Genomic DNA, 24,755 nt, shown 5'->3' on the forward strand with positions numbered 1-24,755 from the left:
ACAACCGACTGAAAGGCGACCTGTTCATCCCCTGTTCCCCTCACCCGTCCCCTGCGCTATCCACCCGCCATGGCTCAGCAGAATCATCTCTATCTCGTAGACGGCAGCGGCTATATCTTCCGCGCTTATCACCGCCTGCCCCCGCTCACCAATATTCGGGGGGAACCGGTGGGAGCGGTCTATGGCTATACGACGATGCTGTGGAAGCTGGCCGACGCGCTGCACAAGGCGGAGGGGCCGACCCACATGGCCGTGGTGTTGGACAAGGGCAGCATCACCTTCCGCAACGACCTTTACGACCAGTACAAGGCGCAGCGCCCGCCCGCGCCGGACGATCTAATCCCTCAATTTCCTATGATCCGCGACGCCACGCGGGCCTTTTCCCTTCCCTGTATCGAAGAGGAAGGGTTTGAAGCCGACGACATCATCGCCAGCTATACCAAGGCCGCTCTGAAAGAAGGATGGCATGTTACCATCGTTTCATCCGACAAGGACCTGATGCAGCTGATCGAGCCGGGCGTCGACATGCTGGATACGATGAAGAATGTCCGATCCGGCCCGGAAATCGTGCAGGAAAAATTTGGCGTCGCTCCTGAAAAACTGGGCGACGTGCTCGCGCTCATGGGGGATTCGGTGGACAATGTGCCGGGCGTTCCAGGTATCGGTCCGAAAACGGCGTCCAAGCTGATCCTGGAATATGGCGACCTTGAAAGCGTCCTCACCGCCGCGCCGCTTATGAAAAAATCGAAGATGCAGGAGAATCTGATCGCCCATGCCGACATGGCGCGCCTCTCCCGCCAATTGGTTGAACTGCATAGCGAAGTGCCGCTGCCCCAGCCGCTCGATTCGCTCAGCCTCAACGGCATCCCCACCGATCCGCTGAAGGACTTCCTCGAACATCACGGCTTCAACTCCCTGCTGGCGCGCCTCGGCACCAGTGCGGCGCCCGCCGCAGTTGCCGCCGCAACCGCGCCAGAAGCCAAGGCCGAACCGCAGGCTCCCCAGATGGAAGCCGGCCCGGCCATTGACCGCAGCCTGTATGAAACCGTCATCACAGAGGCGGCGCTCGACCGCTGGATCGCCGCCGCGCACGAACAAGGCGTGCTTGCCATCGATACGGAGACAGACAGCCTCGACGCCATCACCGGCCGGCTGTGCGGCATCTGCCTTGCGGTCGCACCGGGTCGAGCCTGTTACATCCCCGTGGGCCATCGTGGCGCCGACATGTTCAGCGACGCGCCGCAGCAGCTTGCCCAGGATTTGGTCCTCGCCAAACTGAAACCCCTGCTCGCCGATGAAAGTGTCTTGAAGGTCGGACAGAACCTGAAATACGACATTTGCATTCTCGCAGGCCTTGGACTTGAGATAAAGCCCTTCGACGACACTATCGTCATGAGTTTTGACCTCGACGCGGGCAAGAACGGCCACGGCATGGACGAACTTGCCAGGCTCCACCTCAACCATGAATGCATCAGCTTCAAATCGCTCTGCGGCACGGGCAAGAGCCAGATCAGCTTTGCCGAAGTGCCGCTGGACAAGGCGACGCAATATGCGGCCGAAGACGCGGACGTGACCTTTCGCCTGTGGCAGATTTTCAAGCATCGCCTGCCACAGGAGGGCGCGACCCGAGTCTATGAAATGGTCGACCGGCCACTTGTCCCGGTCATAGCCAAGATGGAACATACCGGCGTCAAGGTCGACCGTGAACAGCTCTCCCGCCTTTCCGCCGAATTCTCAACAGCGATAGCGGCGCTGGAATGCGCGATTTTCGAAGATTGTGGCACGGAATTCACCATTGGCAGCCCCAAGCAGTTGGGCGACGTTCTGTTCGAGAAAATGGGATTGAAAGGCGGCCGCAAAGGTAAGACGGGCGTCTATTCCACCGACGTCACCGAACTGGAACGGCTGCAGAAGGATGGGGTTGAAGTCGCTGCCAAGCTGCTCGAATGGCGTCAGATCACTAAGCTGAAAAGCACGTACACCGACGCTCTTCAGCAACAGATCAACGGAAAGACAAGCCGGGTTCACACAAGCTACAGCCTATCGGGCGCGCAGACCGGTCGCCTGAGTTCCACCGACCCCAATCTGCAGAACATACCGATCCGCTCGGAGCTAGGGCGGCAGATCCGCCACGCCTTTATCGCGGAGCAGGGCAATGTCATGCTGGCGGCGGATTATAGCCAGATCGAGCTGCGCCTCGCTGCCCATATGGCCGATGTCCCGGCGTTGAAGGATGCTTTCGCGCGGGGAGAGGATATTCACGCCGCCACGGCGATGGAACTGTTCGGCGAAGTCAACCGCGACACGCGCGGCCGGGCAAAAACGATCAACTTCTCGATCCTCTACGGCATATCTCGCTGGGGTCTCGCAGGGCGGCTGGAGATAGCACCGGACGAAGCACAAGACATGATCAATCGTTATTTTCAGCGCTTTCCCGGCATTTCCAACTACATCACCCACACGCTGGAAGGCGCGCGCGAGAACGGCTTCACGACCACGCTTTTCGGCCGAAAGACCTGGTTCCCGCGCCTCTCTGCCAAGAACCAGGCAGAACGCGCGGGCAGCGAGCGCGCCGCCATCAACGCGCCGATCCAGGGCACAAGCGCGGACATCATCAAACGCGCCATGGCCCGCATGGGACCAGCTCTGGAGGCGGCGGGACTGCCCGACGTAAAAATGCTGCTACAGGTGCATGACGAACTGGTCTTCGAACTGCCCGAGGGCGACGTCGAAGCAGCCAGCACTGTCATCCGCAACGTGATGGCCAACGCAGCCGAACCGGCGGTGAAGCTCAGCGTGCCGCTGGGCGTGGACATCGGCACCGGCCCAAGCTGGGGCGCGGCGCATTAGAACAATTTCAAGTCAGGCGGCAGATCTCAGACTGCCGCTTTGGTGGCTTCGAGCGCTTCGGATGCCTGTAGCCAGCGCGCCTCGGCTTCTTCCAGCTGTTTTTCGATATGAGAGCGCTGCCGCATCAGTTCCGTCATGGTAGCGTTCTTTTCTTCCGGCCCGGCTGACGTCGGATCGAACATTGCGCGCTCTATCCTCGCGCGATACGCAGTCAAAGTGGTCATCTCCTTTTCCGCCGCCGTCACTGCATCGCGCAACGCCTTGCTGCGTTCCCGCGCCTGAGCCGCAGCGCGTTTTTCAGCCTTGCGGTCGGGTTTGGGTGCATCGCCGCCATTGCCCTGTCCACCATTTTTGCCGAGAATGAGGTCAGTATAGTCGGCTAGGCTCCCGCCATATTCGGTCGCGGTGCCGCCATCGACAAGCACCAGCCGGTCAGCGACAAGCTCGATCATATGGCGGTCATGACTGACGACCACGACTGCGCCCGTATAGGCGTTGAGCGCCTGCACCAGCGCTTCGCGGGAATCGACATCAAGGTGGTTCGTCGGTTCGTCCAGTATCAGCAGATTGGGGGCATCGCGAGTGATCAACGCCAATGCAAGCCGTGCGCGTTCGCCGCCGGAAAGACTGCCCACTTTCTGGATCGCGCGATCGCCTGAAAAGCCGAAACGTCCCAGTTGCGCCCGCACGGCTCCCGGTGTCATGCCCCGCATCTGCCGGGTCATATGTTCCAGTGGGGTAGCGTCGGTTTCCAGCTCCTCAACCTGATATTGGGTGAAATAGCCGACCTTCATCTTGGCCGAGGCGTTCACCGCGCCGTCCATTGGCGCGAGTTGAGCGGCGATCAGCCGGGCCAGCGTCGTCTTGCCATTACCGTTCCGGCCCAGCAGCGCGACCCGGTCGTCAGGGTCGATGCGCAGGTTCAGCCTTTGCAGGACGGGCCGGTCGCCATAGCCCACCGACGCCATGTCGAGCGTGATCAGCGGCGGGCGCATTTCGGGCGGGCTAGGAAAAGTGAAGGAAAGGCTTGGGTCCTCCAGCGCGGCGGCGATGGGCTGCATCTTCGCCAGGGCTTTTGCGCGGGATTGGGCCTGCTTGGCCGTGCTCGCCCGCGCGCTGTTCCGGGCGACATAATCCTGAAGCTTTGCCCGCTCGGCTGCCTGCCTCTCGCGGGCTGCCTCAAGCTGCGCCAATCGTTCGGCGCGCTGCCGTTCGAACGAATCGTAACCACCTGGGTATAAAGTGACCTTGCCCCCTTCGAGATGAAGGATATGGTCGACGACATTGTTCAAAAGGTCGCGTTCATGGCTGATGATGACGATGGTCGCGCGATAGTTTTTGAGGAAGCTTTCAAGCCAGAGCGTTGCTTCGAGGTCGAGATGGTTTGACGGCTCGTCAAGCAGCAGCAGGTCAGGGCCAGAGAACAGCAATGCGGCCAGCGCGACACGCATCTTCCATCCTCCTGAAAAGCTGTCGAGCGGGCGGCCCTGCATCTCTTCATCGAAACCCAGCCCCACCAGGATACGCGCTGCCCGTGCCGGGGCGCTATAAGCGTCGATGGCGTTCAGTCGCTCATGAATTTCACCGAGCCTGTCCGGATCCTGGCAATGCTCGCTTTCATCGAGCAGGGCGGCCCGTTCGCTATCGGCGGCCAGCACTGTTTCAAACGGCGTCGCCGAGCCGCTCGGAGCTTCCTGCGCGATATAACCGATTTTGGTGCCGCGGGGCATTTCCAAGTCGCCGTCGTCGGGTTCCAATAGGCCGATCATGACTTTCATCAGCGTCGACTTGCCGGCACCATTGCGGCCGATAAGGCCGACACGGCTGCGCGAGGGCAGAGCCGCGTTGGCCCGGTCAATGATGGTGCGGCCGCCCAGGCGGACCGTTATTGCGTTCAGATTCAGCATGGCGCCGGCCGATAGCACGGTCAGGCGTAAAAATCAGGGACAAAAGGCAACAAAGTCGCGCGCGTTGCCGGTTCGACGGATTTGAACAGGTCCGCCATGCTGGAACAGCTTGAACAGTTGCGGGAACTCAGGGTTGGCAGCGCTGGTGGATGTGAAGATACGGACGTCTGATGAAGACGCCCGTATCTACATAAAGCGATTAGGCGGCCTGCAGATTAACCGCGGAAATCTTTCCGCGCCGATCGGTTTCGAGCTCATATGACACGCGCTGATCCTTGTTCAGCGTATGCATACCTGCCCGCTCAACGGCAGAAATGTGGACGAACGCATCGTCTCCGCCCGTTTCGGGCGCGATGAAGCCATAGCCTTTGTCTGCATTGAAGAATTTTACGGTTCCGGTGATCATAGGGACTTCCTTTATTCCCAAATATGACGGGCATGCGCCAACAGCGGCGCATCCCGGCTTCGGTGAGGCTAGAAAGGGACAAAGGGGGCTTATTTCACCCTATATATCCGTCGCAGGCGACGTCAGCTTGGTGGCTATAGGCGCATTGGATCGAAAACGCAAAAATGGGCCGGAAGCATTTTTTGCAGAACTAAAGCGCGGGAAAAAACGAACCGGCCCGCGACCATGGTGCATTGAACTGGACTTTCCGTTGCAATGGGTCCACTCGCGGCACGTACGGCACACCGTTCAGTCGTCTTTCTCGCGAGCAATTGGCATTCGACCATCGCCGGAATCTGCGGACTGGACTTTGATTATGGACAGGCCCTTTTGCGCCTCTTTGTAATGCCCCAACGTCAGCAAGGAGAAGTCATATGTCCAGAGAGCCTGTCCGCCCATTTCTAATCAACAAGGACGATGAAGGTTTTTTCCGTCTGACGGTTCGGGATACGCGCTACAATTCGCAAGGCTATCCCTTGGTCACGGCAACCCTTCAAGACGAAAAGTTCAAAACCGCGACCGCAGCTAAAGCCTTTGCGCGCGAACATTTTGGTGCTGAAACAGGTCAGTACGCCACCAAATAGACGGCCGCCCATCGATAAGAGGAAACATAGGTCGCCTGCGTTGCCGTCCAACTATTGAGCATACCTGTTCTGCTGCGCCGGGACCAAGGAGCAAATTATGGCCGAGCGTTTTGAGCGGCACCGCCAACCCTGGACCAGCGATGAAATCCAGAAGCTTCACACGCTGGCAAAGAAGGGTATGGCGCTAAAAGCCATAGCCAAGGCCCTTACCCGCAGTGAAGATTCGGTCAAGCAACGAGCGAAACTGGACGGATTGACCATTGCGAAATTGCGGTAGATCTCGCCGCTGATGAAGTCGCCGTGAAAGGCTGGAGGCTTTTTGCCAAAGGATCGCGGGCGGACGTTCTGATCATAAGCTGTAATTCCTTTGCAGAGTTCGGTTCGGGTACCGCCATGGGGGTTAGTGCGTTATCGTCCACTAATCTGAAACAACATGAGGACCTGTCGTTGCGTGCATATCTGTTAGCGCCATCCCGCCTTTTGAGGATCGCGATCTGGCTGGCATTGCCTTGCTCGCAACTTCAGGCGGCTGAACCTGCTCCGTTCGACCTTCCCGGTCCTGGTCTACATGTAACCGTGCAGCGCGACGGAGTTACGCTTCCCATCGATGCGGTTCCCGCGCTCGCCACCGACGATTTGCTTACAATAGAAGCCGACCTGCCTGAGGATCAGGGGACAAGGTTCCTCCTGCTATCGGCCTTTCTGCGTGGCGCGACCAATCCACCGCCAACCGATTGGATCAGAACCGCCGAGACATGGAAGCGCAAAAACAAGGACAAGAGGCTTTCGTTGAAGGTGCCCAAAGGGGCAAAACAACTGGTCCTCTTCTTCGTACCCGCCACCGGCGGCGCATCCGATGCGATTTCCGACACGGTGCGAGGCCGTCCCGGTGAGTTCGTACGGGCGACACAGGCGCTTAATCAGGCTTCGCTGGACCGCTCCCGCCTGAATGCCTTCATGGTCGCAATTCAGGCACAAGGTAACACGCATCCTGAATATCTACGAAAGCTTGCGCCGACCCTTGCACGCAGCCTGTCGATGAAGCTCAACGAAGGGTGTCTTGACAGGGTGATTGCGCGTCAGGCGTCCTGCCTCCTTGAAAACCGGGATTCGCTGGTGCTGGCCGATATGCACAGCAGCTCGATCGCTGACACTTTGGCTGGCGCGCCGACGGACCTGGCCCTGCAACTGAGCACCACCCGTGAGGCAGGCTATGGCTATTACACACCCTATATCGGGGTTGTCCGGGATGTCGCCCGCATTTTCGGGGCGTTCAGCAATCCGCAGTTCAATTATCTGCCTACGCTCAGCATGCGTCGGGATAACAACATCTCCCTGCTCCTGAATTCAGCGCCTTCGTTCCAGAAGCCGAAATCGGTTCTCGTCGCGGCTATGCCCGCCATAGAGGCTGATCGCCCACCCCAATTGCGCAGTCTTCAGGAGGGGCCCATCTGCGCGTCCCGTGAGGAGGAGGTGGTGCTGCCCGTAGACGGTTCCCCACTGATCTATTCCACCAGCTATGCTCGGAAAATGGCCATCAAGGTCACGTCCGCCACGGGGAAAAGCTTTGATCTCCCGGTCGAGGCTAGGGCGGACAGAGGCGGTTATGTTCTGAAAAATATTCGCCCTATACCAGCGGACCTTGTCGGCACCGCCAAGGCTGCCCTTCATGGCTTTTGGGGCTTTGAGCAGTTTCAGGGACCTGAATTTGCGCTGCAGTTTTCCGGAGGCGAGGCATGGCGGCCTGCGGGGAACACACCGCTGACGCCCGGCAGCGACAATCCTTTAACCCTGAAGGGCGCGGCGCCAGCCTGCGTTGCAAGCATCTCCGTCACCCAAGGTCAATCCAAGCCAACGGCGCTGACATGGGAAGTGCGTGGAGACAAGGAGTTGTCGATCAACGTGCCGGTGGCCAATGCCGACGCGGGTGACATGGTCCTGCAAATCAAAGAACATGGCGTTGCCGAACCGATGAAGGTGCCGTTGCTCATAGCGCGGCCCGTCACTCCGCCAGTTCCGGAAATACCCTCTCCGGCCAAATGATCGCATCGGACATTCATGCCGGGAACAATGTCGGCGCATCTTCCTGCTGCCAGGGCTTCAGCTTTACCATCGCCTGTTGGAGCAGCAGTGAAGCCATATGCCAGGAAAGCCAGCGCTGAATTGCCGTAAGCGGGAGCGCGTCAAAAAAAGCGCGATCCGTTTCTGCAAACTGCCGCACGAAGGGCATTATCGCGATGTCGGCAAGCGTCCGGCGGTCACGGCAAAGATTGGCATTGTGTTGCAGCCGTTCTTCCAGAACCGACAATATGGCCACTCCCGCCGTTTGATGTTCGTGGGGGTCGGTTCCGTAGCGATCGGGATATTTGTAGCGGTCCAGATGATGCTTGAATGGCCCGTCATTCGCCGCGATCAACGCGACATCGTCACCTTCCAGCCAAGCTTCAGGATCATTCAGGCTGAGCGCCCATCGCATGATGTCCAGGCTTTGGTCGATTACCCGACCCTCGGGCAGCACCAGCACAGGCACGGTGGCCTTGGGCGAGGCGGCGATCATTTCAGCCGGTTTGTTGCGAAGTTGAACTTCGCGGATTTCGCAACGCAGACCACTGACCAGCAGCGCCATGCGTGCTCGCATGGCATAGGGGCAACGGCGGAAGCTATATAATATCGGAACGGCCAACTCTATTCCCTCGACGCGATGCCCCCTCCCTCCGAAAATCGTTGGAAGCTGGAAGGACGCTGCGCCACCATAGCCCCCAAGAGCTACAACTATAACCATTGGCATAACCCGTTCTGTGACGAACGCTACTTAGGTGGAGTGGGCCCAAAATCCCGCGCACGATAAACCGTGCCGCAGCAACGATGAAAATCCACAAAGCCTAAATCGCCATCTCCATTAAGCCTTTCCACATATGGCTGAACAATTTTAGTAAATATCACATTTACCTAATGTGTTATGCCGCTATTGTAAGTTCTGTGTAAATATTAATTCAAATAGAAGCCATTGATGTAAGCACAGTTTCTCGTTTCCTTTATGTAACGATGATAAAAAACCTGTGTATATAACGGCATATAACCAAAGTTATATTAGTATTGATTCGGATTTTGTCTGTCAGGAAAATTTACAGATTTTCAAAGATAGTTAACAAAATCTAAATGCAAACCTTTGTAAACAAAGGATTAAATTTGCTACATTGACTTGGCACGGCCTTTGCGAGTTACTTCGTGCATTCCGATGGGACTGGCTTTTACCTGATAGATGCCAAACAGGCACACAGGGTCGCATAAAAGGTTCAGGCCCCCGCCCCATCAGGAATTGGCAAGAGGCCGGGCAACTCGTCCGGTGGGCAATCAGGGGAATTTTAAATGACTATCCTTAAGAAACTCTGGAATGACGAGTCCGGCGCGTCCGCCGCTGAATATGCTCTGATTCTGGCGATCGTTGGCAGCGCAATTGCGTTTGCGGCTTTCAGCCTCGGCGGCGCGATTGCCGACGAATTTAATGAAGCCGCGACCTGCATTAGCGGCGCGGTAAACAGCAGCTCAAATCCGGGCACCAATTGCTAAGTTAACGTAAACTGAGACCCTGCCGGAGCCCCGAATTCCGGCAGGGTTTCAAACCTGATTTTCCGGCCAACCCGGGGGGGACCCACGGCCATGACACAGCAACGTTCTCTTATGATCCTGGGCTTTGCAATCCTGCTTGGCCTGGTCGCCGTTTTCATCGCCAACACCTATTTGACCGGCGTTGAGAAGAAGCAGGCGACCGTGCAGGAAGGCATGGTCAAAGTCGCCGTGGCGCGCGTGCCGCTCGATTATGGCACGGTGATCACGCCCGACAAGATCCGCTTTGTCGACTGGCCGCGCGGATCGCTTCCCTCAGGCACCTTCAGCAACGCAGCGCAGCTCACATCGGTGGGCAAGACGCGCGCGGTGCTTCGGCCGATTGCGGCCAATGAACCTATTTTGATGTCGCGCCTGACGGGCGAAGGCGGACGGGCGAGCCTTTCCGCTGTTCTGCGTCCGGAAATGCGCGCTGTCGCCGTTCGGATCGGCGATGTCTCCGCTGCCGGCGGCTTTGTGTTGCCGGGCGATAGCGTTGACGTGCTGGTCACGCGAACGATGAACTCGGGCGAAAGCTCTGAGCAGATCGCGGACGTGCTGTTGCAGAATGTGCGGGTGATCGCCATCGATCTCGACTCCAACGACGGCAAGACCGACCCCAAGATCGGCAAGACCGCGACGCTGGAAGTCGCGCAGGTCGACGCGCAGAAACTGGCGCTGGCCCAACAGGTCGGCAGCCTGACCCTGGTCCTGCGCAACCTGGCCGACCAGGATAATCCGGTCGTCGCCACCGTCGGCACCGAAGACCTTCGCGATGGCGCCTATGTCGGCAGCTATTCCGGGTCCAGCCGTCCATCGATTTCCACCGCCGGCTATGTCGCGCCCCGCTGGCGCCCCGTACGCCGCCGCGCGCCCAGCGCGGGCAAGTCATCCACGCCTTCCACCGCGACCGTCCAGATCGTCCGTGGTCTTCAAGGCTCCAGCTATGAGGTAGGCCGTCATGCGGGTTTCTGAAGCAATCGCCAAAATCCTTCCCGGCACGGGGAGGGGGACCGCGACGCAAGGCGGCGTGGTGGAGGGGGCTTCCCTCCGGGCGCAGCATCAAGAGGCGAGCCCCCTCCACCACCCTGCGGGCGGTCCCCCTCCCCGTGCCGGGAAGGAGCTGAAGGCAGCTGCCCTCGCCCTCCTCCTCGCCGGAATAGCGGCTCTGCCCGCTCCAGCCCTAGCACAGGACACAGCCGCGCTCTCCGTCAACAACGCCATGCATGGCGGGCAGTTGGACGTGCCGCTGAACAAAAGCCAGATCCTGACCGTGGACCGGCCCTTTACCAAGGCGCTGGTGGGTAATCAGGAGATTGCCGACATCCTGCCCATGACCAATCGCTCGCTCTATGTGTTGGGCAAGAAGATGGGCACGACCAGCCTGACGCTGTATGACAGCCGTGGCAATTTGATCGCCGTGGTCGACATCGCGGTGGGACCGGACGTAGTCGGCCTTCGCCGTCAGCTTTCCGAACTGATGCCGAGCGAAAAGATCGGCGCGCGCATGTCCAATGAGGCGGTGGTGCTGACCGGCACGGTATCGAGCGGCCCGGCGGTCGATCGCGCGGTGCAGATCGCGCATACCTATGCCGGGGACAAGATCGTCAACATGCTGTCCATCGGCGCATCGCAGCAGGTGATGCTGGAAGTGCGCTTCTCTGAAATGAGCCGGAACGCCGCCAAGCAGATCGGCATCAACAGCGCCTTCATCAGCGACAGCGGCAAGTTTTTGGGCGGCACTGGCAATAGTTCCGTCAGCACGTCTCTGCTGACGGATGGCGCCGGGCGGCCGATCGTCGACATCGGTGCGATTTCGGATGCCTTCGGCGTGGTCGCGGGCAGCTTTGACATCGGCAAGCTCAACATTACCGGCGTGCTCGATGCGCTGGAAAAGAAGGGCGTGGTCACCACGCTCGCCGAACCAACGCTGGTGGCGCTTTCGGGTGAAACGGCATCGTTCCTGGCGGGCGGCGAGTTTCCGATCCCGGTGGCGCAGGACAGCAGCGGCGGCAGCGGTAGCGGCGGGCGCACGATCACCGTCGAGTTCAAGCCCTTCGGTGTGAGCCTGGGCTTTACCCCCACGGTGTTGGAGGACGGCGTCATCAACCTGGTGGTCGAGCCGGAGGTCAGCTCCATCGATCCCTCGGCTTCGGTCACCATCAACGGCCTGGTCGTTCCCGGCCTGCAAACACGGCGGGCGAGCACCACGCTGGAACTGCGCGACGGGCAGTCCTTCGCGATTGCGGGCCTGCTGCGCAAGGATTTCCAGGATACGGTGCGGCAGTTCCCGATTTTGGGGTCGATCCCGATCATCGGATCGCTGTTCCGCTCCTCCGGCTTTCAAAAGGCGGAAACGGAGCTGGTCATCATCGTGACCCCGCGCCTGGTGCAGCCGGTGAAGGCGGACCAGATCGCGCTGCCCAGCGAACGAGTGCTGCCGCCGCATGAACTGGACCTGTTCCTGATGGGCCGCACCGACAAGGCGGTCGGCGTCAATCCGCTGAACCCCGACGCCATGCCGCCCGAAGCGCCGAAGGCTCCGGCCGCGCCCTCGCCAAAGGCTGGCGAACCGACGACAGGCTTTTCCGGCCCCAATGGCTATGAGCTTTAAGGGAGAGATGAGGATGAACGAGATTTCGAAATCCACGCGTCATTCCCGCGAAGGCGGGAACCCATCTCCCAACGTCCAATTCTGCGGAGGGGTCAGGGGACGGATCCCCGCCTTCGCGGGAATGACGAAAGTGGGGGTTTGCGCGAGCCTTCTGGCCCTCGCCGCCTGCACTCCGAACGACCCGACCCTGGGCGGAGCCGTGCGGCACAATTACGCGCTGCAGGTGATCGACCCCGATCCGCAATATGCCGGCCAACCCAATGAAGGCGGATCCGGCGACATCGCGAAAGGGGCGGTCGAACGCTACCGCACCGACAAGGTGAAAAAGCCAAAAAGCATCCGCACGACCAGTGGGATCAGTGGGGGTAGCGGCGGCGGTGGCGGCAGCTCACGATAAGGGAGGCATGGCATGCGTGGCAGTTTGCTTCGTCGATTGCTCAAGGCCGAACGGGCTGCGGTAGCGCCGACAATCGGCCTGTCGTTGTTTGCCCTGATCGGCGTAGGCGGCATCGCATTCGATTACGCCCGCCTCGCCGCGATGGATAGCGAATTGCAAAACGCGGCGGATCAGGCAGCCCTGGCGGCGGCGAGCCAGTTGGATGGGGATAGCGGGGCAAGAACACGGGCGACCGGTGCCGCGCAGAACCTGATCGAAAACTATACTCGCATGTCCAATGATGGCGATGGCACGGGTATAACGGTGCCCACAATCACTTTTTACAGCGATTCGGGCACCGCACCTGGAACGGTAGCCACCTCCGATACTGATGCGCATTTTGTCAAGGTTACGGTGGGTGCACGCGAAGCCTTCTATGCACTCACGCCGGTGGTGGGAGCCTTTTCTTCAGGCAATGTCGACGCAAGCGCCTATGCTGGCGTGGGCTCGGCGGTATGCAAGGTGCCACCGGTCATGATGTGCAATCCTGATGAGGGCATTTCCGGCTCGGACTTTCCTGACACCGATCCCACATCGTCCGGCTATGATGTCGGTAAGGGCATAAGGCTCGTGGCCGGCGGCTCTGGCGGAAGCTGGGCTCCGGGTAACTTTGGCTATCTGGAAACTGGCATCGGATCAGGCGCCAATGCCTTGGAGGAAGCACTGGGCGCGAATGTCCCACCGGGAGAGTGTCTGGACGCTGATTCAGTGACGACCAAACCCGGCCTTAACACGTCCGTGACTGATGCCATCAATACGCGTTTCGACATCTTTGAGAACGGTCTGGTGAACTATTGCGACGAGACGACCGGGGCCTGCAGCCCCGCGATGAACACACGCAAAGATGTGGTGCACAAGCAAATCACCAGCACGCCACCGTCCAATTGCGGGTTCAATACAGGCAATGATCCATGGATATTGCCTTCAGCGCAGTATCTTCCCGATCCCACGACGAGAATATCTGCGACACCGACCAACATGGGATTTCCCAGAGACATCTGCCACGCGGTCAGCAGTGCCGGGGATTGCGCCAACGGAAGGATTGGGAACGGCAGTTGGGACCGAAACCTGTATTTTCAAGTGAATCACCCTAGTTCCTCAGCAAGCGTAGCGGCTGCCTGGGCCGGAGTGTCCGTTACATCTCTTACGCGCCACGACGTCTATCTCTGGGAGCAGGCTGTTAGCGGAGGCACCGCCGCCCGTTCCGCCTATTCTGTGACGCAAGGCAATGGAAATGGAAACGGAAACGGAAACAACAATAATAACGGGAACAATACGACTGATTATTATTCCTATTCCGCTCCACAATGCGCCACAGGCCTGTCGCCGAGCGAAACGCAGCAAGATCGCCGTGTCTTGACCGTTGCAGTCGTGAACTGCACGGCTGAGGGCATAAATGGTTCGAGCAAGAATGTGGATGTTTATAAATGGGTTGAGGTCTTCTTAGTGGAGCCTTCCATCGCGCGCGCCAGGACCGATGCTTCTGATATTTATGTGGAAGTCATCAGAGAGGCAGAAGCAGTAGGTGAAAGCGGCACTTTCCAAGTGATACGGCGCGATGTGCCGTATCTCATCGAGTAGCCGCCATGCGAATGGCGCATCGTCCCTCTCTGCTGGTCTGCAAAAGGGCTACCGCTGCCGCTGAAATGGCACTTGTAGCGCCAATGTTGATCATCCTGATGTTCGGCGCATTCGAACTCGGCAATTATTTCCTAAGCGAACATGTCGTGGTGAAAGCAGTGCGCGATGGCGCGCGCTATGCCGCGCGGCGATCGTTCACCAATTACACATGTCCTGGCGCCACGGTGAATTCCACCATGATCACCAATGTCCAGGAACTGACGCGAACCGGAAAGCTGACGGGGGGCACTGCACGTCTTACAGGCTGGACGAACAACAACACCGTTACCGTGTCCATCACCTGCGAAACCGTGGGAACTACCTATTCCGGCATTTACGACGGCATGACAAATATCCCGGTAGTGACTGTGTCGGCCTCCGTTCCTTATGATTCCTTGTTCAATAATCTTGGCTTCACCAGCACGGGACTGCTTTTAAATGCTGAGTCCCAATCCACGGTGATGGGTATATGAAAAGGCTCGCCTTCAACCTGCGCGGCGACCGGCGTGGCGCTACCGCAGCGGAATTCGCGCTCGTGCTGCCATTGATGCTCTTGTTCCTGCTCGGCATTCTTGACGTAGGCAGGCTCATGTGGACTTGGAACCAAGCGGAAAAAGCGACCCAGACCGGAGTGCGCTATGCCGTCGCTACCAATGTGGTGGCAAATAATCTCTCTGGCTTCAGCTTCGCCACCACTGGCTATGGAACCCAGGGCGACCCCGTGAGCACAACCGCCTTCACGGGCATGGCATGCACCTCAACTTCCTGCACATGCACAGGCACCGCCTGCAACAGCATAAACACTTCGCTGAACAACACCGCTTTCACCAATCTGATCAACCGGATGAACGACATTTTCCCACAAATAGCGGCCGCCAACGTGACGGTCGATTACACCAATGTAGGTCTTGGCTTTGCAGGGGATCCCAACGGCCCGGATGTCGCACCGCTTGTGACCGTGAAGCTCAGAAATCTGACCTTCCAGCCGATCACCCTCCTTCTATTTAACACCTCTATTACCTTGCCCGATTTCAGCGCCGCGCTGACGCTGGAGGACGGCAATGGCACTTATTCAAACTAAAGGAACCGCCGATGGGCATAGTCATGAAAGCTGATGGACCGGCGAGCGACTGGACCCTGAATGTGGGCGAAAATTGCGTTCACATGATCCTGTCGGAGGCTGAGATCGCGTCGGCCGACGTGCCTGTGGGCGACGTTGGTGGCTTCTCTGTGGCGCTGACCATGTTGGGCGCAGGCTCGGCCATACCGGGGGACCTGCTGGCAAAGGCCAAGGCCGTGGTTGTGGAGGTGCAGCCGGCCCTGGAAGCATCCATGCGGCGGTTGACGAAGCTTCGGGCCGATTATCCGCAGCTTCCGATCATTGCCGCCGTGCGCAATGCGGAGCTTGCGGTGGTGCGCGTGCTGCTGAAGGCAGGCATCGAGGACGTGATCGCCCTGCCCCTCTCCGCACAGGAACTGGCGGCGGTGCTGACCGAAACGAAGGAGAGGATCGCCCATCTTCACGCCCATCAGGCCAAATCGGGGCAGCTCATTTCAGTTATAAAAAGCGTCGGCGGGGTGGGCGCGACGACGCTGGCGACGCAGGCGGCCAGCCTGGAAGCGCGGCTCGGGCGGCAATCGGGGGAGCAGGTGTGCCTGTTCGACCTGGACGTGCAGTTCGGCAATGCCACAACCTTTCTTGGCCTGACGTCGCCCCTTACCCTGACGGACCTGCTGGAGGCCGGGAACCGCGTGGACGCGGACCTGCTTCGCTCGGTCACGCTGCAAACGCCGAGCGGCCTTCATCTGGTCCCAGCGCCTGAGGAAATATTTCCGATAGAGGCGGTCAACCCGGAACAGATTTATCGCATTGTCGATCTTGCCACGCGGGAATTCGATACGGTGTGGCTGGACTTGCCCGGCAACTGGACCAACTGGTCGCTATCCCTTGTGGCGCGATCGCAAGTGGTGCTGCTGGTGGTGGAGATGACCATCCCCAGCCTGCGCCAGGCCCGGCGGCAATTGTCGCTGCTGCGCAGCCAGGAGATCTCCGGATCGCATATTCAGGTGGTCGCCAATCGGGTTGAAAAGAAGCTGTTCCGCTCCATCGGCCTTGATGAGGCGCAGGAAGCGCTGGGACATCCCATCGCCTTCACCATCGCCAATGACTTTCCGCTGGTGAATGCGGCGCTCGATCAGGGCGTGCTGATCGATGATTTCAAGGCGAAGAGCAAAGTTTCGAAGGATTTCCGCACCATCGTCGATGGCTGCAAGCAACTGCTGGGCGGGGAATAGGCCATGTGGCAAATCAACAGAAGCGGTTCAGTGCGCAAGATTGCAACGGGTGCCGAGCGCGTCAGCCTTGAAGGCGCGGACATTGCGGACGGCACTGTGGCCGACCGGAATACCGACCTGAAAGTCGAGCTGCACAAGCGCCTTCTAGACCTCATCAACCTGTCGGCTTTGGACGGCATGTCGCGCCAGCAGGTCGAGGCGGAGGTAGGCGAAATCGTTCACGAACAGCTCGCGCTTCAAAAACACGCGTTGAACCATGAAGAGCGCAAGCGGCTGGTGTCCGACGTGCTCGATGAGTTGCTTGGACTCGGCCCCCTGGAACCGCTGCTGAAGGATCACAGCATTACCGATATTCTGGTCAATACACATGATCAGGTATTTGTTGAGCGGCACGGACGTCTGGAGGAAACCCCTACCCGCTTCAAGGATGAGCGGCACTTGCTGCGCATCATCCAGAAGATTGTAGCGGCAGTGGGTCGTCGGATCGATGAATCCTCGCCCTATGTGGACGCACGGCTGGCCGACGGCTCCCGCGTCAACGCCATCATTCCGCCGCTCGCAGTCGACGGGGCGCTGCTTTCCATTCGCAAGTTCGCAAAAGTACCGATCAGCATGGCGCGACTGGGCGAACTGGGCAGCGTTCCCGCGCCTATGGCTGAAGTGCTGAAGGCCGTTGTCGCGGCCCGGCGCAACATATTGATTTCAGGGGGCACGGGTTCGGGCAAGACCACGCTGCTGAACGCCATGTCGGCCTATATCGACGATGCCGAACGCATCGTCACCATCGAAGATTCGGCCGAATTACAGCTCCAGCAGCGGCACGTCGCGCGATTGGAAACGCGTCCGCCCAACATTGAGGGCAAGGGCGAGGTGACACAGCGCGATCTGGTCAAAAACGCCCTGCGTATGCGGCCCGACCGCATCATCGTAGGCGAGGTCCGCGCAGGTGAAGCCTTCGATATGCTGCAGGCGATGAATACCGGCCATGACGGGTCGATGACCACCGTTCACGCCAATACCCCACGCGATGCCCTTTCCCGCGTCGAGCAGATGATCGGCATGAGCGGGGTGGACATCTCTTCCCGGTCCGCGCGCGGCCAAATTGCTTCGGCCCTCAACGTCGTCGTGCAGGTGCAGCGTATTGCCGATGGGCGGCGCAAGCTAGTCAGCGTTTCGGAAATTACCGGAATGGAGGGTGAAGTCATCACCATGCAGGAAATCTTCCGTTTCCGAATGACGGGCAGAAGCGAAGATGGGGCGGTACTTGGTCATTTCGAAGCGACCGGAATCCGCCCCAAATTCATGAACGAGCTGGCGGATCGGGGCATCTATTTGCCTGCCGAACTGTTCCGGCCTGACGCAAGGATCGAATGAAAATGGGTGGGGGGAACGACAATTTTCACGTCATTCCCGCGAAAGCGGGAATCCAACTCGCCACAACCTCAGGCCTTGCGGCGGGAGAGCCTATGGGCGTCCGCTTCCGCGCGGATGACGACATTGGCGTCTGGGGGGCACAGTCATGAACCCGATATTCATCCGCTTCCTGTTGCTGGTCCTGATCTTCGCCACGGTCATGCTGGCGGTGGAAGGGCTGGTGAGCTGGATCAGCCATCGGCACGGCACGGGACAGGCAATCAACAAGCGCCTCAAAATGATCGCAAGCGGCATTGACCGTGGCGTCGTGCTGTCAAAGTTGCGCCGCGACCTGGGCGACGACCTGTTCCTTTCGCTGGGCCCCATCGGCAAGCTTGGCATGAAGATAGAGCGCATCCTGCACGCGACTGGCCTCGGCGTCCCCGCGCGCGTGGTGCTCGTCGGCATTATCGGCGCGACGCTGATCATCTTCTTCTTCACCATCCTGTTGGCGGGCCTGAACGGCTATGAAATGGGTCTTGGCCTGATCCTGATGGTTGGGGCCTTTGCCTTTTGCCTGGGCATGGGATTGCCGCTGATGGTCCTGTCGCGTCTGGCGCAGAACCGGCGCAAGAAAATTCAGGATCAATTTCCAATCGCCTTGGACGTATTCGTCCGTGGTTTGCGCGCGGGGCATCCGATCGCGGCGGCGCTGGAACTGCTGACAGTTGAAATGCAGGACCCGATAGGCAGTGAGTTCGGGGTGGTGGTCGATGAGGTCACTTATGGCGCGGACCTTCGCGACGCGCTGCAACGCATGGCCGACCGCTGGGGCCTGGAAGACATGCACATGTTCGTCGTCTGCCTGTCGGTGCAAAGCGAAACGGGCGGCAATCTCGCGGAGATTCTGGAAAATCTGTCGCAGGTGATCCGTGAACGGGCGAACCTTTTCATGAAGGTGCGGGCGTTGAGTTCCGAAGGGCGGATGACAGCCATCATTTTGACCGCCTTGCCCGTCATGGCCTTTACCGGGCTCTTCCTTCTCAATCCCAAATTCTATCTCGATGTGGCCGGCGAGCGCGCTTTCATCATTGGGTTTGCCAGCTTGTTAGCGCTCTATGCCGTTGGGTTCATCACTATCCGCCGCATGATTGATTTGAAGGTATAAGCCATGTTCGACATTGCACTGACCGGCTTTTCACGCATTGCCTTTCTCACCATCGTTTTTCTGGTGGTGATCATGATGGTGGTGCTGGTGAACAGCGTCGTCGTCAATCGCGCAGCCGTGCGGCGGCGGCTGGACAGCATTGCGGAAACCGGCGCGGCGGCGCTGGTTCAGGGCGGATCGCTACGGACGCAGAAAAGCAATAGCGCATGGGCGCGACTGGTAGACCAGATCGAAAAGCAAGGCATTTCGCTGGTCGATACGAACCAGGACAGCCTTCGCGCCAAAATGATCGCGGCGGGCTATACCTCGAAGGAAGCGCCACGGGTCTTTACGCTGGTCCGGTTGGTGACGACGCTGCTTTTCCCGGCCGTGCTGGTGTTCGCATCCCTCCTGAGCAATGAGCCGCCCAGCCTGATGAAGCTCTACATCTTCGGCGCGGGGCTGGCGGTGATGGGGCTGTATTTTCCCAACCTCTTCATATCGGCGAAAATTGCGCGGCGGCGGGAAGCCATCATCAATGGCTTTCCTGATGCGCTGGACCTTATGCTGGTGTGCGTTGAAGCGGGGCTGGGACTTGAAGCTGCTTTCGATCGCGTCGGTCGCGAAATGTCGCTGCCGCAGCCCCTTGTGGCCGATATGCTGGGGGCGGTGGTTCTGGAAATGCGCGCGGGACGCGCCCGCGAAGAAGCGTTGCGGCGGATGGCGGATCGTATCCAGGTGGATGAGATCAGGGCTTTCGCGACTTTGCTGATCCAATCGGAGAAGCTGGGTTCGAGCATTGGCCAGACGCTGCGCGTCTATGCCTCTGAAATGCGCGAAAAGCGCCGCTTGCGGGCAGAAGAAAAAGCCCATCGGCTGCCAGTGCTGCTCTCCATTCCGCTGGTGACCTGCATGCTGCCGGTAATGATCGGCGTGCTGATGCTACCCGCCGTCATCCGCATCCTGCGCGATGTCATGCCTTATATGTCGCACTAAAAGGGGAAGAGGGGGAACAAATGAAGGCTTTTCTTCTTGGAGCATCCTTGGCCGTAATGGTGGCCGGGTGCGCGCAACGTGGCGAACTAAAAATAACCGCCGTGGGGGAGCAAGACGTCCAGCGAACTCCGGTCGACCTTGCCAAGGCGCAACTGCTGCTCAGCCGTGGTGAATATGCCCTGGCGGTCGATGCCTATCGCAAAGCGGTGCGGCAGGATCCCGGCAGCGCCGTGGCATATAACGGCCTTGCCATTGCCTATGATCAGTTGGGCCGTCACGATCTGAGCCGCGAGAACTATGAGTTGGCGCTGGCTCACGCGCCGCTTGAAGCAAAATATTACCGTAATCTCGCTCGATCGCTGGAACGGCAGGGTTTGAAGAGTGAGGCTGCCAAGGTTCTGGCGCAACTGGACAGCGGCGGGACCGCCAGACCCACGCCAAGCGCCATGCGCTCGCTCGCACAAATGGCCAGCGAAAAAGTCGTGGCCTTTGCCGAGGCGGCGACAGGTTTGGTCCGCCCGCATCTGGAGCGCCTGTCCATGGGCGAGGTGCTGTTGGAAACTGGAAAGGGGGAGACGGCGGTGCGGCCCGGCCGCTCAATCACCATAGCCATTCCGGAGGTGGTGACGGCGGAACCGGCGGAAACGACCCGCCAGAACGGCCACTCCATCACGGTGGCAATTCCTGAAGTTGTCGCCATAGACACCGCCAAAGCTGCCTCCGACATCGAACCAATCATACAAACAGCGTCGTCAAAGGACATTCCTCTCGCGACTCTGGACTCTGGAGAAGCTCTTCACCCTCAGGAGAACCAGGCATCATTGCTCGTTGCCGCAGCGGCGGCTGATTCCGATAAGTTATTGAAGTTTGCCTTAACTGCGGCAACGGAAACACGGCCGACCTGTGCTCAGCCGCGCTGGGCTAGCGAATTCGATTTCGCTCCATCAGGTACGAGCATGAAGGTGTTCACCGGCGACTTCGAGTCAATCCGTCTCAGCCGGGGCATCGCCATCGATTTACCGCTTTTCTATCCTGCTTCGGCCAACCTCCCCGTGAAGGACGTACAGCCCACCGGTGCCTGTTCGCTTCAAATGGTGGACGCTGCTTCGGGTCATGACATCTTGCCCGGCCGACTATGGTTCGGCTGGACCGTCGAAGCAGGCAGCCGCGTCTGATGCTAAGGTGTCTCGGCCTTGTTATAGCGGCTTCTTTGGCCTCGCCGCTGATGGCGCAGACAGCGCCCATGGATGACTATGCGCTGATCCAAAATGCCATCGAGGGGGGTCGGTTGATCCAGGCCCGTGCGATGCTCGCCAACCGCCGAATGATCGAGGGCGCCACCACCAGCACCGCGTTCGAGATTGCGCATGCCGAACTCGCACTGGCCGAACATCGCGATGCACAGGCGCTTGGGGCCTTTGCCGACATGGACCAGCGTGGCATTTCCGATTGCCGCGTGCACGCCGGATTTGGCACGGCGTTGCTGCGCCAACAAAGACCTGCCGAAGCCTTGGCTCACCTGAAGTCCGCCACGCAAAGCTGCCCCGATAACTGGCGTAACTGGAATGCTTTGGGGGTTGCTCTGGACCTGTCCGGCAACTGGCAGGAAAGCGCCAAAGTTTTTGAAACCGCCTTTCAGCTGACGGACGATAAAGCTGCGGTTATGAACAATTTCGGCTTCTCGCTCCTTTTGCAGAAACGCTTCATCGAGGCCATGCGCATGTTCGAACAGGCATCGCGCATGGAGCCCGCCAATGTCCGCTATGCCAATAACGCGGATATCGCGCGGACGATGGCGGGACAACCCTTGGCTACTTCCAATGCCGAAGATCCGGACGATCAGGCACGGCGGCTGAACAATGCAGGTTATGCCTCGCTTCTGGCAGGCCGACGGGAGGAAGCCACCGCCTATTTCAGTCGTTCGCTGCATGCGAGCGACAGCTTTTACCAGCGGGCGAGCGCCAACCTCTCCGCAGTTAGGGGAGAATAAGGATGGCGTTGCAAATCATATTATATCTGCTGTCCGCGCTATTGGTGCTCGCGGCCTGTCAGGACGTCATGAAGCTGACCATCGCCAATGTTTTTCCGACATTGGTGGTCCTGCTGTTTCCCGCCTGGGTGGCGGTGGCGGGGCCGGAAGCCGACATATGGATGAATGGCGTCAATTTCCTGATCATCCTTGGCGTGGGCCTGGCGCTTTTTGCCATGCAGTGGTTGGGTGGCGGCGACGTGAAGCTGTTCGCTGCAGTGGCCCTTTGGTTTGATTTCGCCGGGATCGTGCCGCTCATTTTCTATGTCACCGCCACCGGCGCCGCGCTGACAATAATCCTGGCACTAGTCCGCCGGACGGTTCCGGCGGGCGTGCGGAGCAGGCTGGATTGGGCCATATTCGAGCGGCGGGGGCCAATTCCTTATGGGGTCGCCATCGCGATGGGCGCGATTCTGTGCATTTTCCTGCAAGGAGTGAATCCAAGCGGCAAGGTAAAAATGCCGAGCTACATCGCTGCCGGCCCATCGCTTCACGTCGAGTGATGCGACACTAACCTCACGGGATGTGCTCAAGTCCTGAATTCACCTGATCCTGTAAAAAGCAGCGACCCGATCAAGCGCCAGGGTCAGCACAAGTTTTCCGGCGCGACTGGGCCATTGCAGCGCCTTTTCCGCATGACCGATACCCTCGCCCGCGCAGACAACACGCCATAATATGTCCGAAAGACCTGGCCCCGCTTTATCGAGCGCGGCATGGAAACGCTCCCGAGCCGATAGCTGGGTGATGGTGGGATCAGGAGCGCTGGGCGCACCACGGCGGCCGCCCGATGGGGGCGAGAGGTCCCAGCGCATGGTCACGCGGGGTCCAAGTCCCGCCAATTCCCAATCGCGCCGCAGCGCTTCTCCGGCCAGGAACTGCCGATTGGTGAGTAGCTTGCGCGACCGCAGCCACACGAGCGGGGACTCACCCAAATGCACCATCACCTTGCGCGCAATGCCCCCGCCATCCTTCAACATCCGTTCGACATATTGGCCTTCACGCACCGCCGTTTCGCTCTTGCTCGCCATGAGATCTCCTTACGTTTGCCGAATCCGCACTTGCCACAGCGGCAAATATGTAGGAAAGCGTAAAACCGATTTGGTTATTTGGGACGCGACATGATCACCTGCATCCGCGAAATCCGAAAGGCAAAGGGGCTTACACTGGAAGATGTGGCGCAACGCTGCAGCCCGCCCACCACAGCCCAAACCATCGGCCGGCTTGAAACCGGCACGCGCACTGTGTCTGTCGGATGGCTTAACCGGATCGCCGATGCGCTTGGTGTGCAATCGGCCGATCTCGTGCGCTTGCCCGATCAAAAAACCATACCGGTGGCTGCCTTGCTTGGTCAGAAGGGCGCTCATGCGCCGACCAAGCCCGCGGAGGTTATCCCTCCCCTTCCCGCACCCGGACTGGCGGCTATTCGGGTCACGAGCGGCGTGGGCGATTATCGAAGCGGCGATGAGATCTGGTGCGAACGTTTGCTCCCCGAGGCCTTCGTCCATGCGCTGAACCGGGATGTGCTGCTGCCCCGTCCTGCTGGCCGGTTCCTGTTCGGCCGCCTCGTAGGACGCGAGAATGGAAAGCTGCATGTGGTACCGCTGGGCGGCGGCATGCGGCAACAGGTGATCACCGATCCCGCCTGGATGGGCGTCGCGGTGAAGTTGGTGCGAGGGCTGTAAACCTGCGCGTACTGACCCTTTCGACGCTATTTCCGGACGCAAGCCGCCCCAATTTCGGAATATTTGTAGAGCGGCAGACACGGGAGCTTGCCGGTCGCCAAGGCGTCGAACTGGTTGTCGTGGCTCCGCTCGGACTTCCTCCCTGGCCACTGTCATCGTTCGGCCGCTATCGCGCGCTGGCCGCCCTTCCGCAGCAGGAAGAATGGTGCGGGCTTCAGGTCTATCGTCCGCGCTTTCCCATTCTGCCAGCAATCGGTGGCCGGTTTCATCCCGTCAGCATAGTTCGATCAGTCCTACCGCTCGTCAAAAGCCTGCATGCCGATCATCCTTTTGACGTGATCGACGCCAGCTTCTTTTATCCGGACGGTCCAGCCGCCAAAATATTGGCAAATGCGCTCCGGCTTCCCTTTTCGATCAAGGCGAGGGGTGCGGACATCCACCATTGGGGGCAAAAGAAGTCGGCTGCTCCGATGATCAGGGAGGCTGCTGAGGCTGCGTCCGGGTTACTTGCGGTATCGTACGCCCTGAGAGACGACATGGCCGCGCTGGGCATGGAGGGTACGAAGATAAAGGTGCATTATACTGGTGTGGACCTCGATCGCTTCGTTCCAGCGCCCGACAGGACGGCGGCCAAAGCGGCACTCGGTCTTTCCGGTGACATTGTCATCAGCGTGGGCGCACTCATCCCCCGCAAGGGCCAGAACCTGTTGATCCGCGCGCTCCCTTTCCTACCCGATGTTTTTCTGTTGCTTGCGGGCGCAGGACCGGCGGATGCGCTGCGGAAGCTCGCAGAAGAGCAGGGCGTGGCGGAGCGTGTTCGTTTCCTGGGCAGCGTCCCTCACGACCAATTGCCCCAATATCTGGCCGCCGCGGACGTCATGGCGCTTCCCTCGGCTTCCGAAGGCTTGGCCAATGCCTGGGTCGAAGCACTGGCATGCGGCACGCCGATCGTAATCAGCAATGCTGGTGGGGCCAAGGAGCTGGTGAATGGGCGTGAAGCCGGCCGCATCGTAGATCGCGATCCGAGGGCCATAGCGGACGCTATCGGATCATTGTTGCGCGACCGCCCTGATCCGATGGCAGTGCGAAAGTGCGCGATGACCTTCACCTGGCAGGCAAATGGCGACGCTCTGCTGGCGCATCTTGGCGAAATCATCGACCGCAGAACTTGACCCCTCTGCTTAGAGGCTC

The 24,755-nt window shown here is 59.5% G+C and carries 24 protein-coding genes; 20 read left to right on the forward strand and 4 right to left on the reverse strand.

Annotated elements, in window-relative coordinates; translation table 11 throughout:
- The first annotated feature begins 69 nt into the window (after window positions 1-69).
- Entirely contained in the window at window positions 70-2,850 is a 2,781-nt protein-coding gene (polA, locus tag HNQ99_RS07440) for a DNA polymerase I (protein WP_184475018.1), read from the forward strand.
- Between the two features lie 26 nt (window positions 2,851-2,876).
- Here the strand turns inward: polA and HNQ99_RS07445 are convergent, their stop codons facing one another.
- Both HNQ99_RS07445 and HNQ99_RS07450 read right to left on the reverse strand, forming a co-directional pair.
- On the reverse strand, window positions 2,877-4,757 hold the full coding sequence (locus HNQ99_RS07445; protein ID WP_184475019.1) for an ABC-F family ATP-binding cassette domain-containing protein: 1,881 nt from the start codon (window positions 4,755-4,757) through the stop codon (window positions 2,877-2,879).
- 199 nt (window positions 4,758-4,956) lie between these two features.
- The gene (locus tag HNQ99_RS07450; RefSeq protein ID WP_184475020.1) at window positions 4,957-5,163 is read right to left on the reverse strand and encodes a cold-shock protein; all 207 of its coding nucleotides are present in this window, start codon (window positions 5,161-5,163) and stop codon (window positions 4,957-4,959) included.
- A 413-nt stretch (window positions 5,164-5,576) separates the two neighbouring features.
- On the opposite strand from HNQ99_RS07450, the gene HNQ99_RS07455 reads away from it, so the two are divergent.
- The 3 genes from HNQ99_RS07455 to HNQ99_RS07465 all read left to right on the forward strand — a co-directional run bounded on the left by HNQ99_RS07455 (window position 5,577) and on the right by HNQ99_RS07465 (window position 7,829).
- Complete coding sequence (locus tag HNQ99_RS07455) at window positions 5,577-5,786, forward strand: hypothetical protein (RefSeq protein WP_184475021.1); 210 nt, start codon at window positions 5,577-5,579, stop codon at window positions 5,784-5,786.
- A 97-nt stretch (window positions 5,787-5,883) separates the two neighbouring features.
- Window positions 5,884-6,063, forward strand: coding sequence for a hypothetical protein (locus HNQ99_RS07460; protein WP_184475022.1), 180 nt, complete (start codon window positions 5,884-5,886; stop codon window positions 6,061-6,063).
- Between the two features lie 23 nt (window positions 6,064-6,086).
- A complete protein-coding gene (locus tag HNQ99_RS07465; protein WP_184475023.1) occupies window positions 6,087-7,829 on the forward strand; it encodes a hypothetical protein in 1,743 nt (580 codons plus the stop codon).
- Window positions 7,830-7,842: 13 nt separating this feature from the next.
- Here HNQ99_RS07465 and HNQ99_RS07470 read toward each other — a convergent pair whose 3' ends face one another.
- Window positions 7,843-8,568, reverse strand: coding sequence for a glutathione S-transferase (locus HNQ99_RS07470; protein ID WP_184475024.1), 726 nt, complete (start codon window positions 8,566-8,568; stop codon window positions 7,843-7,845).
- Between the two features lie 587 nt (window positions 8,569-9,155).
- Between HNQ99_RS07470 and HNQ99_RS07475 the strand changes: the two genes are divergently transcribed.
- From HNQ99_RS07475 to HNQ99_RS07540, 14 genes are all read left to right on the forward strand, one after another.
- A complete protein-coding gene (locus HNQ99_RS07475; protein WP_184475025.1) occupies window positions 9,156-9,356 on the forward strand; it encodes a Flp family type IVb pilin in 201 nt (66 codons plus the stop codon).
- A gap of 90 nt (window positions 9,357-9,446) precedes the next feature.
- Window positions 9,447-10,367, forward strand: a complete 921-nt coding sequence (gene cpaB / locus HNQ99_RS07480) for a Flp pilus assembly protein CpaB (protein ID WP_184475026.1) — start codon at window positions 9,447-9,449, stop codon at window positions 10,365-10,367.
- The gene (locus tag HNQ99_RS07485) at window positions 10,354-12,006 is read left to right on the forward strand and encodes a type II and III secretion system protein family protein (RefSeq protein ID WP_246414782.1); all 1,653 of its coding nucleotides are present in this window, start codon (window positions 10,354-10,356) and stop codon (window positions 12,004-12,006) included. The genes cpaB and HNQ99_RS07485 overlap by 14 nt, the downstream gene beginning before the upstream one ends.
- A 13-nt stretch (window positions 12,007-12,019) precedes the next feature.
- Window positions 12,020-12,403, forward strand: a complete 384-nt coding sequence (locus HNQ99_RS07490) for a hypothetical protein (protein WP_246414784.1) — start codon at window positions 12,020-12,022, stop codon at window positions 12,401-12,403.
- Between the two features lie 12 nt (window positions 12,404-12,415).
- Window positions 12,416-14,023 (forward strand): pilus assembly protein TadG-related protein, encoded by a 1,608-nt coding sequence (locus tag HNQ99_RS07495; RefSeq protein WP_184475027.1) that lies wholly within the window; start codon window positions 12,416-12,418, stop codon window positions 14,021-14,023.
- A gap of 5 nt (window positions 14,024-14,028) precedes the next feature.
- Window positions 14,029-14,535 (forward strand): TadE/TadG family type IV pilus assembly protein, encoded by a 507-nt coding sequence (locus tag HNQ99_RS07500; RefSeq protein WP_184475028.1) that lies wholly within the window; start codon window positions 14,029-14,031, stop codon window positions 14,533-14,535.
- Window positions 14,532-15,143 (forward strand): TadE/TadG family type IV pilus assembly protein, encoded by a 612-nt coding sequence (locus HNQ99_RS07505; protein WP_184475029.1) that lies wholly within the window; start codon window positions 14,532-14,534, stop codon window positions 15,141-15,143. The genes HNQ99_RS07500 and HNQ99_RS07505 overlap by 4 nt, the downstream gene beginning before the upstream one ends.
- A gap of 11 nt (window positions 15,144-15,154) precedes the next feature.
- The gene (locus tag HNQ99_RS07510; RefSeq protein ID WP_184475030.1) at window positions 15,155-16,357 is read left to right on the forward strand and encodes an AAA family ATPase; all 1,203 of its coding nucleotides are present in this window, start codon (window positions 15,155-15,157) and stop codon (window positions 16,355-16,357) included.
- A 3-nt stretch (window positions 16,358-16,360) separates the two neighbouring features.
- Window positions 16,361-17,731: a CpaF family protein gene (locus HNQ99_RS07515; RefSeq protein WP_184475031.1), complete on the forward strand. Its 1,371-nt coding sequence runs from the start codon at window positions 16,361-16,363 to the stop codon at window positions 17,729-17,731.
- Between the two features lie 145 nt (window positions 17,732-17,876).
- Window positions 17,877-18,878: a type II secretion system F family protein gene (locus tag HNQ99_RS07520; RefSeq protein WP_184475032.1), complete on the forward strand. Its 1,002-nt coding sequence runs from the start codon at window positions 17,877-17,879 to the stop codon at window positions 18,876-18,878.
- 3 nt (window positions 18,879-18,881) lie between these two features.
- On the forward strand, window positions 18,882-19,853 hold the full coding sequence (locus HNQ99_RS07525; RefSeq protein ID WP_184475033.1) for a type II secretion system F family protein: 972 nt from the start codon (window positions 18,882-18,884) through the stop codon (window positions 19,851-19,853).
- Window positions 19,854-19,873: 20 nt separating this feature from the next.
- On the forward strand, window positions 19,874-21,028 hold the full coding sequence (locus HNQ99_RS07530; RefSeq protein ID WP_184475034.1) for a tetratricopeptide repeat protein: 1,155 nt from the start codon (window positions 19,874-19,876) through the stop codon (window positions 21,026-21,028).
- 68 nt (window positions 21,029-21,096) lie between these two features.
- Window positions 21,097-21,843: a tetratricopeptide repeat protein gene (locus HNQ99_RS07535; RefSeq protein WP_184475035.1), complete on the forward strand. Its 747-nt coding sequence runs from the start codon at window positions 21,097-21,099 to the stop codon at window positions 21,841-21,843.
- Window positions 21,844-21,845: 2 nt separating this feature from the next.
- On the forward strand, window positions 21,846-22,385 hold the full coding sequence (locus HNQ99_RS07540) for an A24 family peptidase (protein WP_184475036.1): 540 nt from the start codon (window positions 21,846-21,848) through the stop codon (window positions 22,383-22,385).
- Between the two features lie 39 nt (window positions 22,386-22,424).
- Here the strand turns inward: HNQ99_RS07540 and HNQ99_RS07545 are convergent, their stop codons facing one another.
- Window positions 22,425-22,910 carry a DUF6456 domain-containing protein gene (locus HNQ99_RS07545; protein WP_184475037.1) on the reverse strand — a complete coding sequence of 162 codons (486 nt, stop codon included), beginning with the start codon at window positions 22,908-22,910 and terminating at the stop codon, window positions 22,425-22,427.
- Between the two features lie 90 nt (window positions 22,911-23,000).
- On the opposite strand from HNQ99_RS07545, the gene HNQ99_RS07550 reads away from it, so the two are divergent.
- The gene (locus tag HNQ99_RS07550; RefSeq protein WP_184475038.1) at window positions 23,001-23,564 is read left to right on the forward strand and encodes a helix-turn-helix domain-containing protein; all 564 of its coding nucleotides are present in this window, start codon (window positions 23,001-23,003) and stop codon (window positions 23,562-23,564) included.
- A gap of 2 nt (window positions 23,565-23,566) precedes the next feature.
- Window positions 23,567-24,736, forward strand: coding sequence for a glycosyltransferase (locus tag HNQ99_RS07555; protein ID WP_246414806.1), 1,170 nt, complete (start codon window positions 23,567-23,569; stop codon window positions 24,734-24,736).
- Window positions 24,737-24,755 lie beyond the last annotated feature (19 nt).

It is taken from the genome of Rhizorhapis suberifaciens, from assembly GCF_014200045.1.
In the GTDB taxonomy this organism is placed as follows: Bacteria; Pseudomonadota; Alphaproteobacteria; order Sphingomonadales; family Sphingomonadaceae; genus Rhizorhapis; species Rhizorhapis suberifaciens.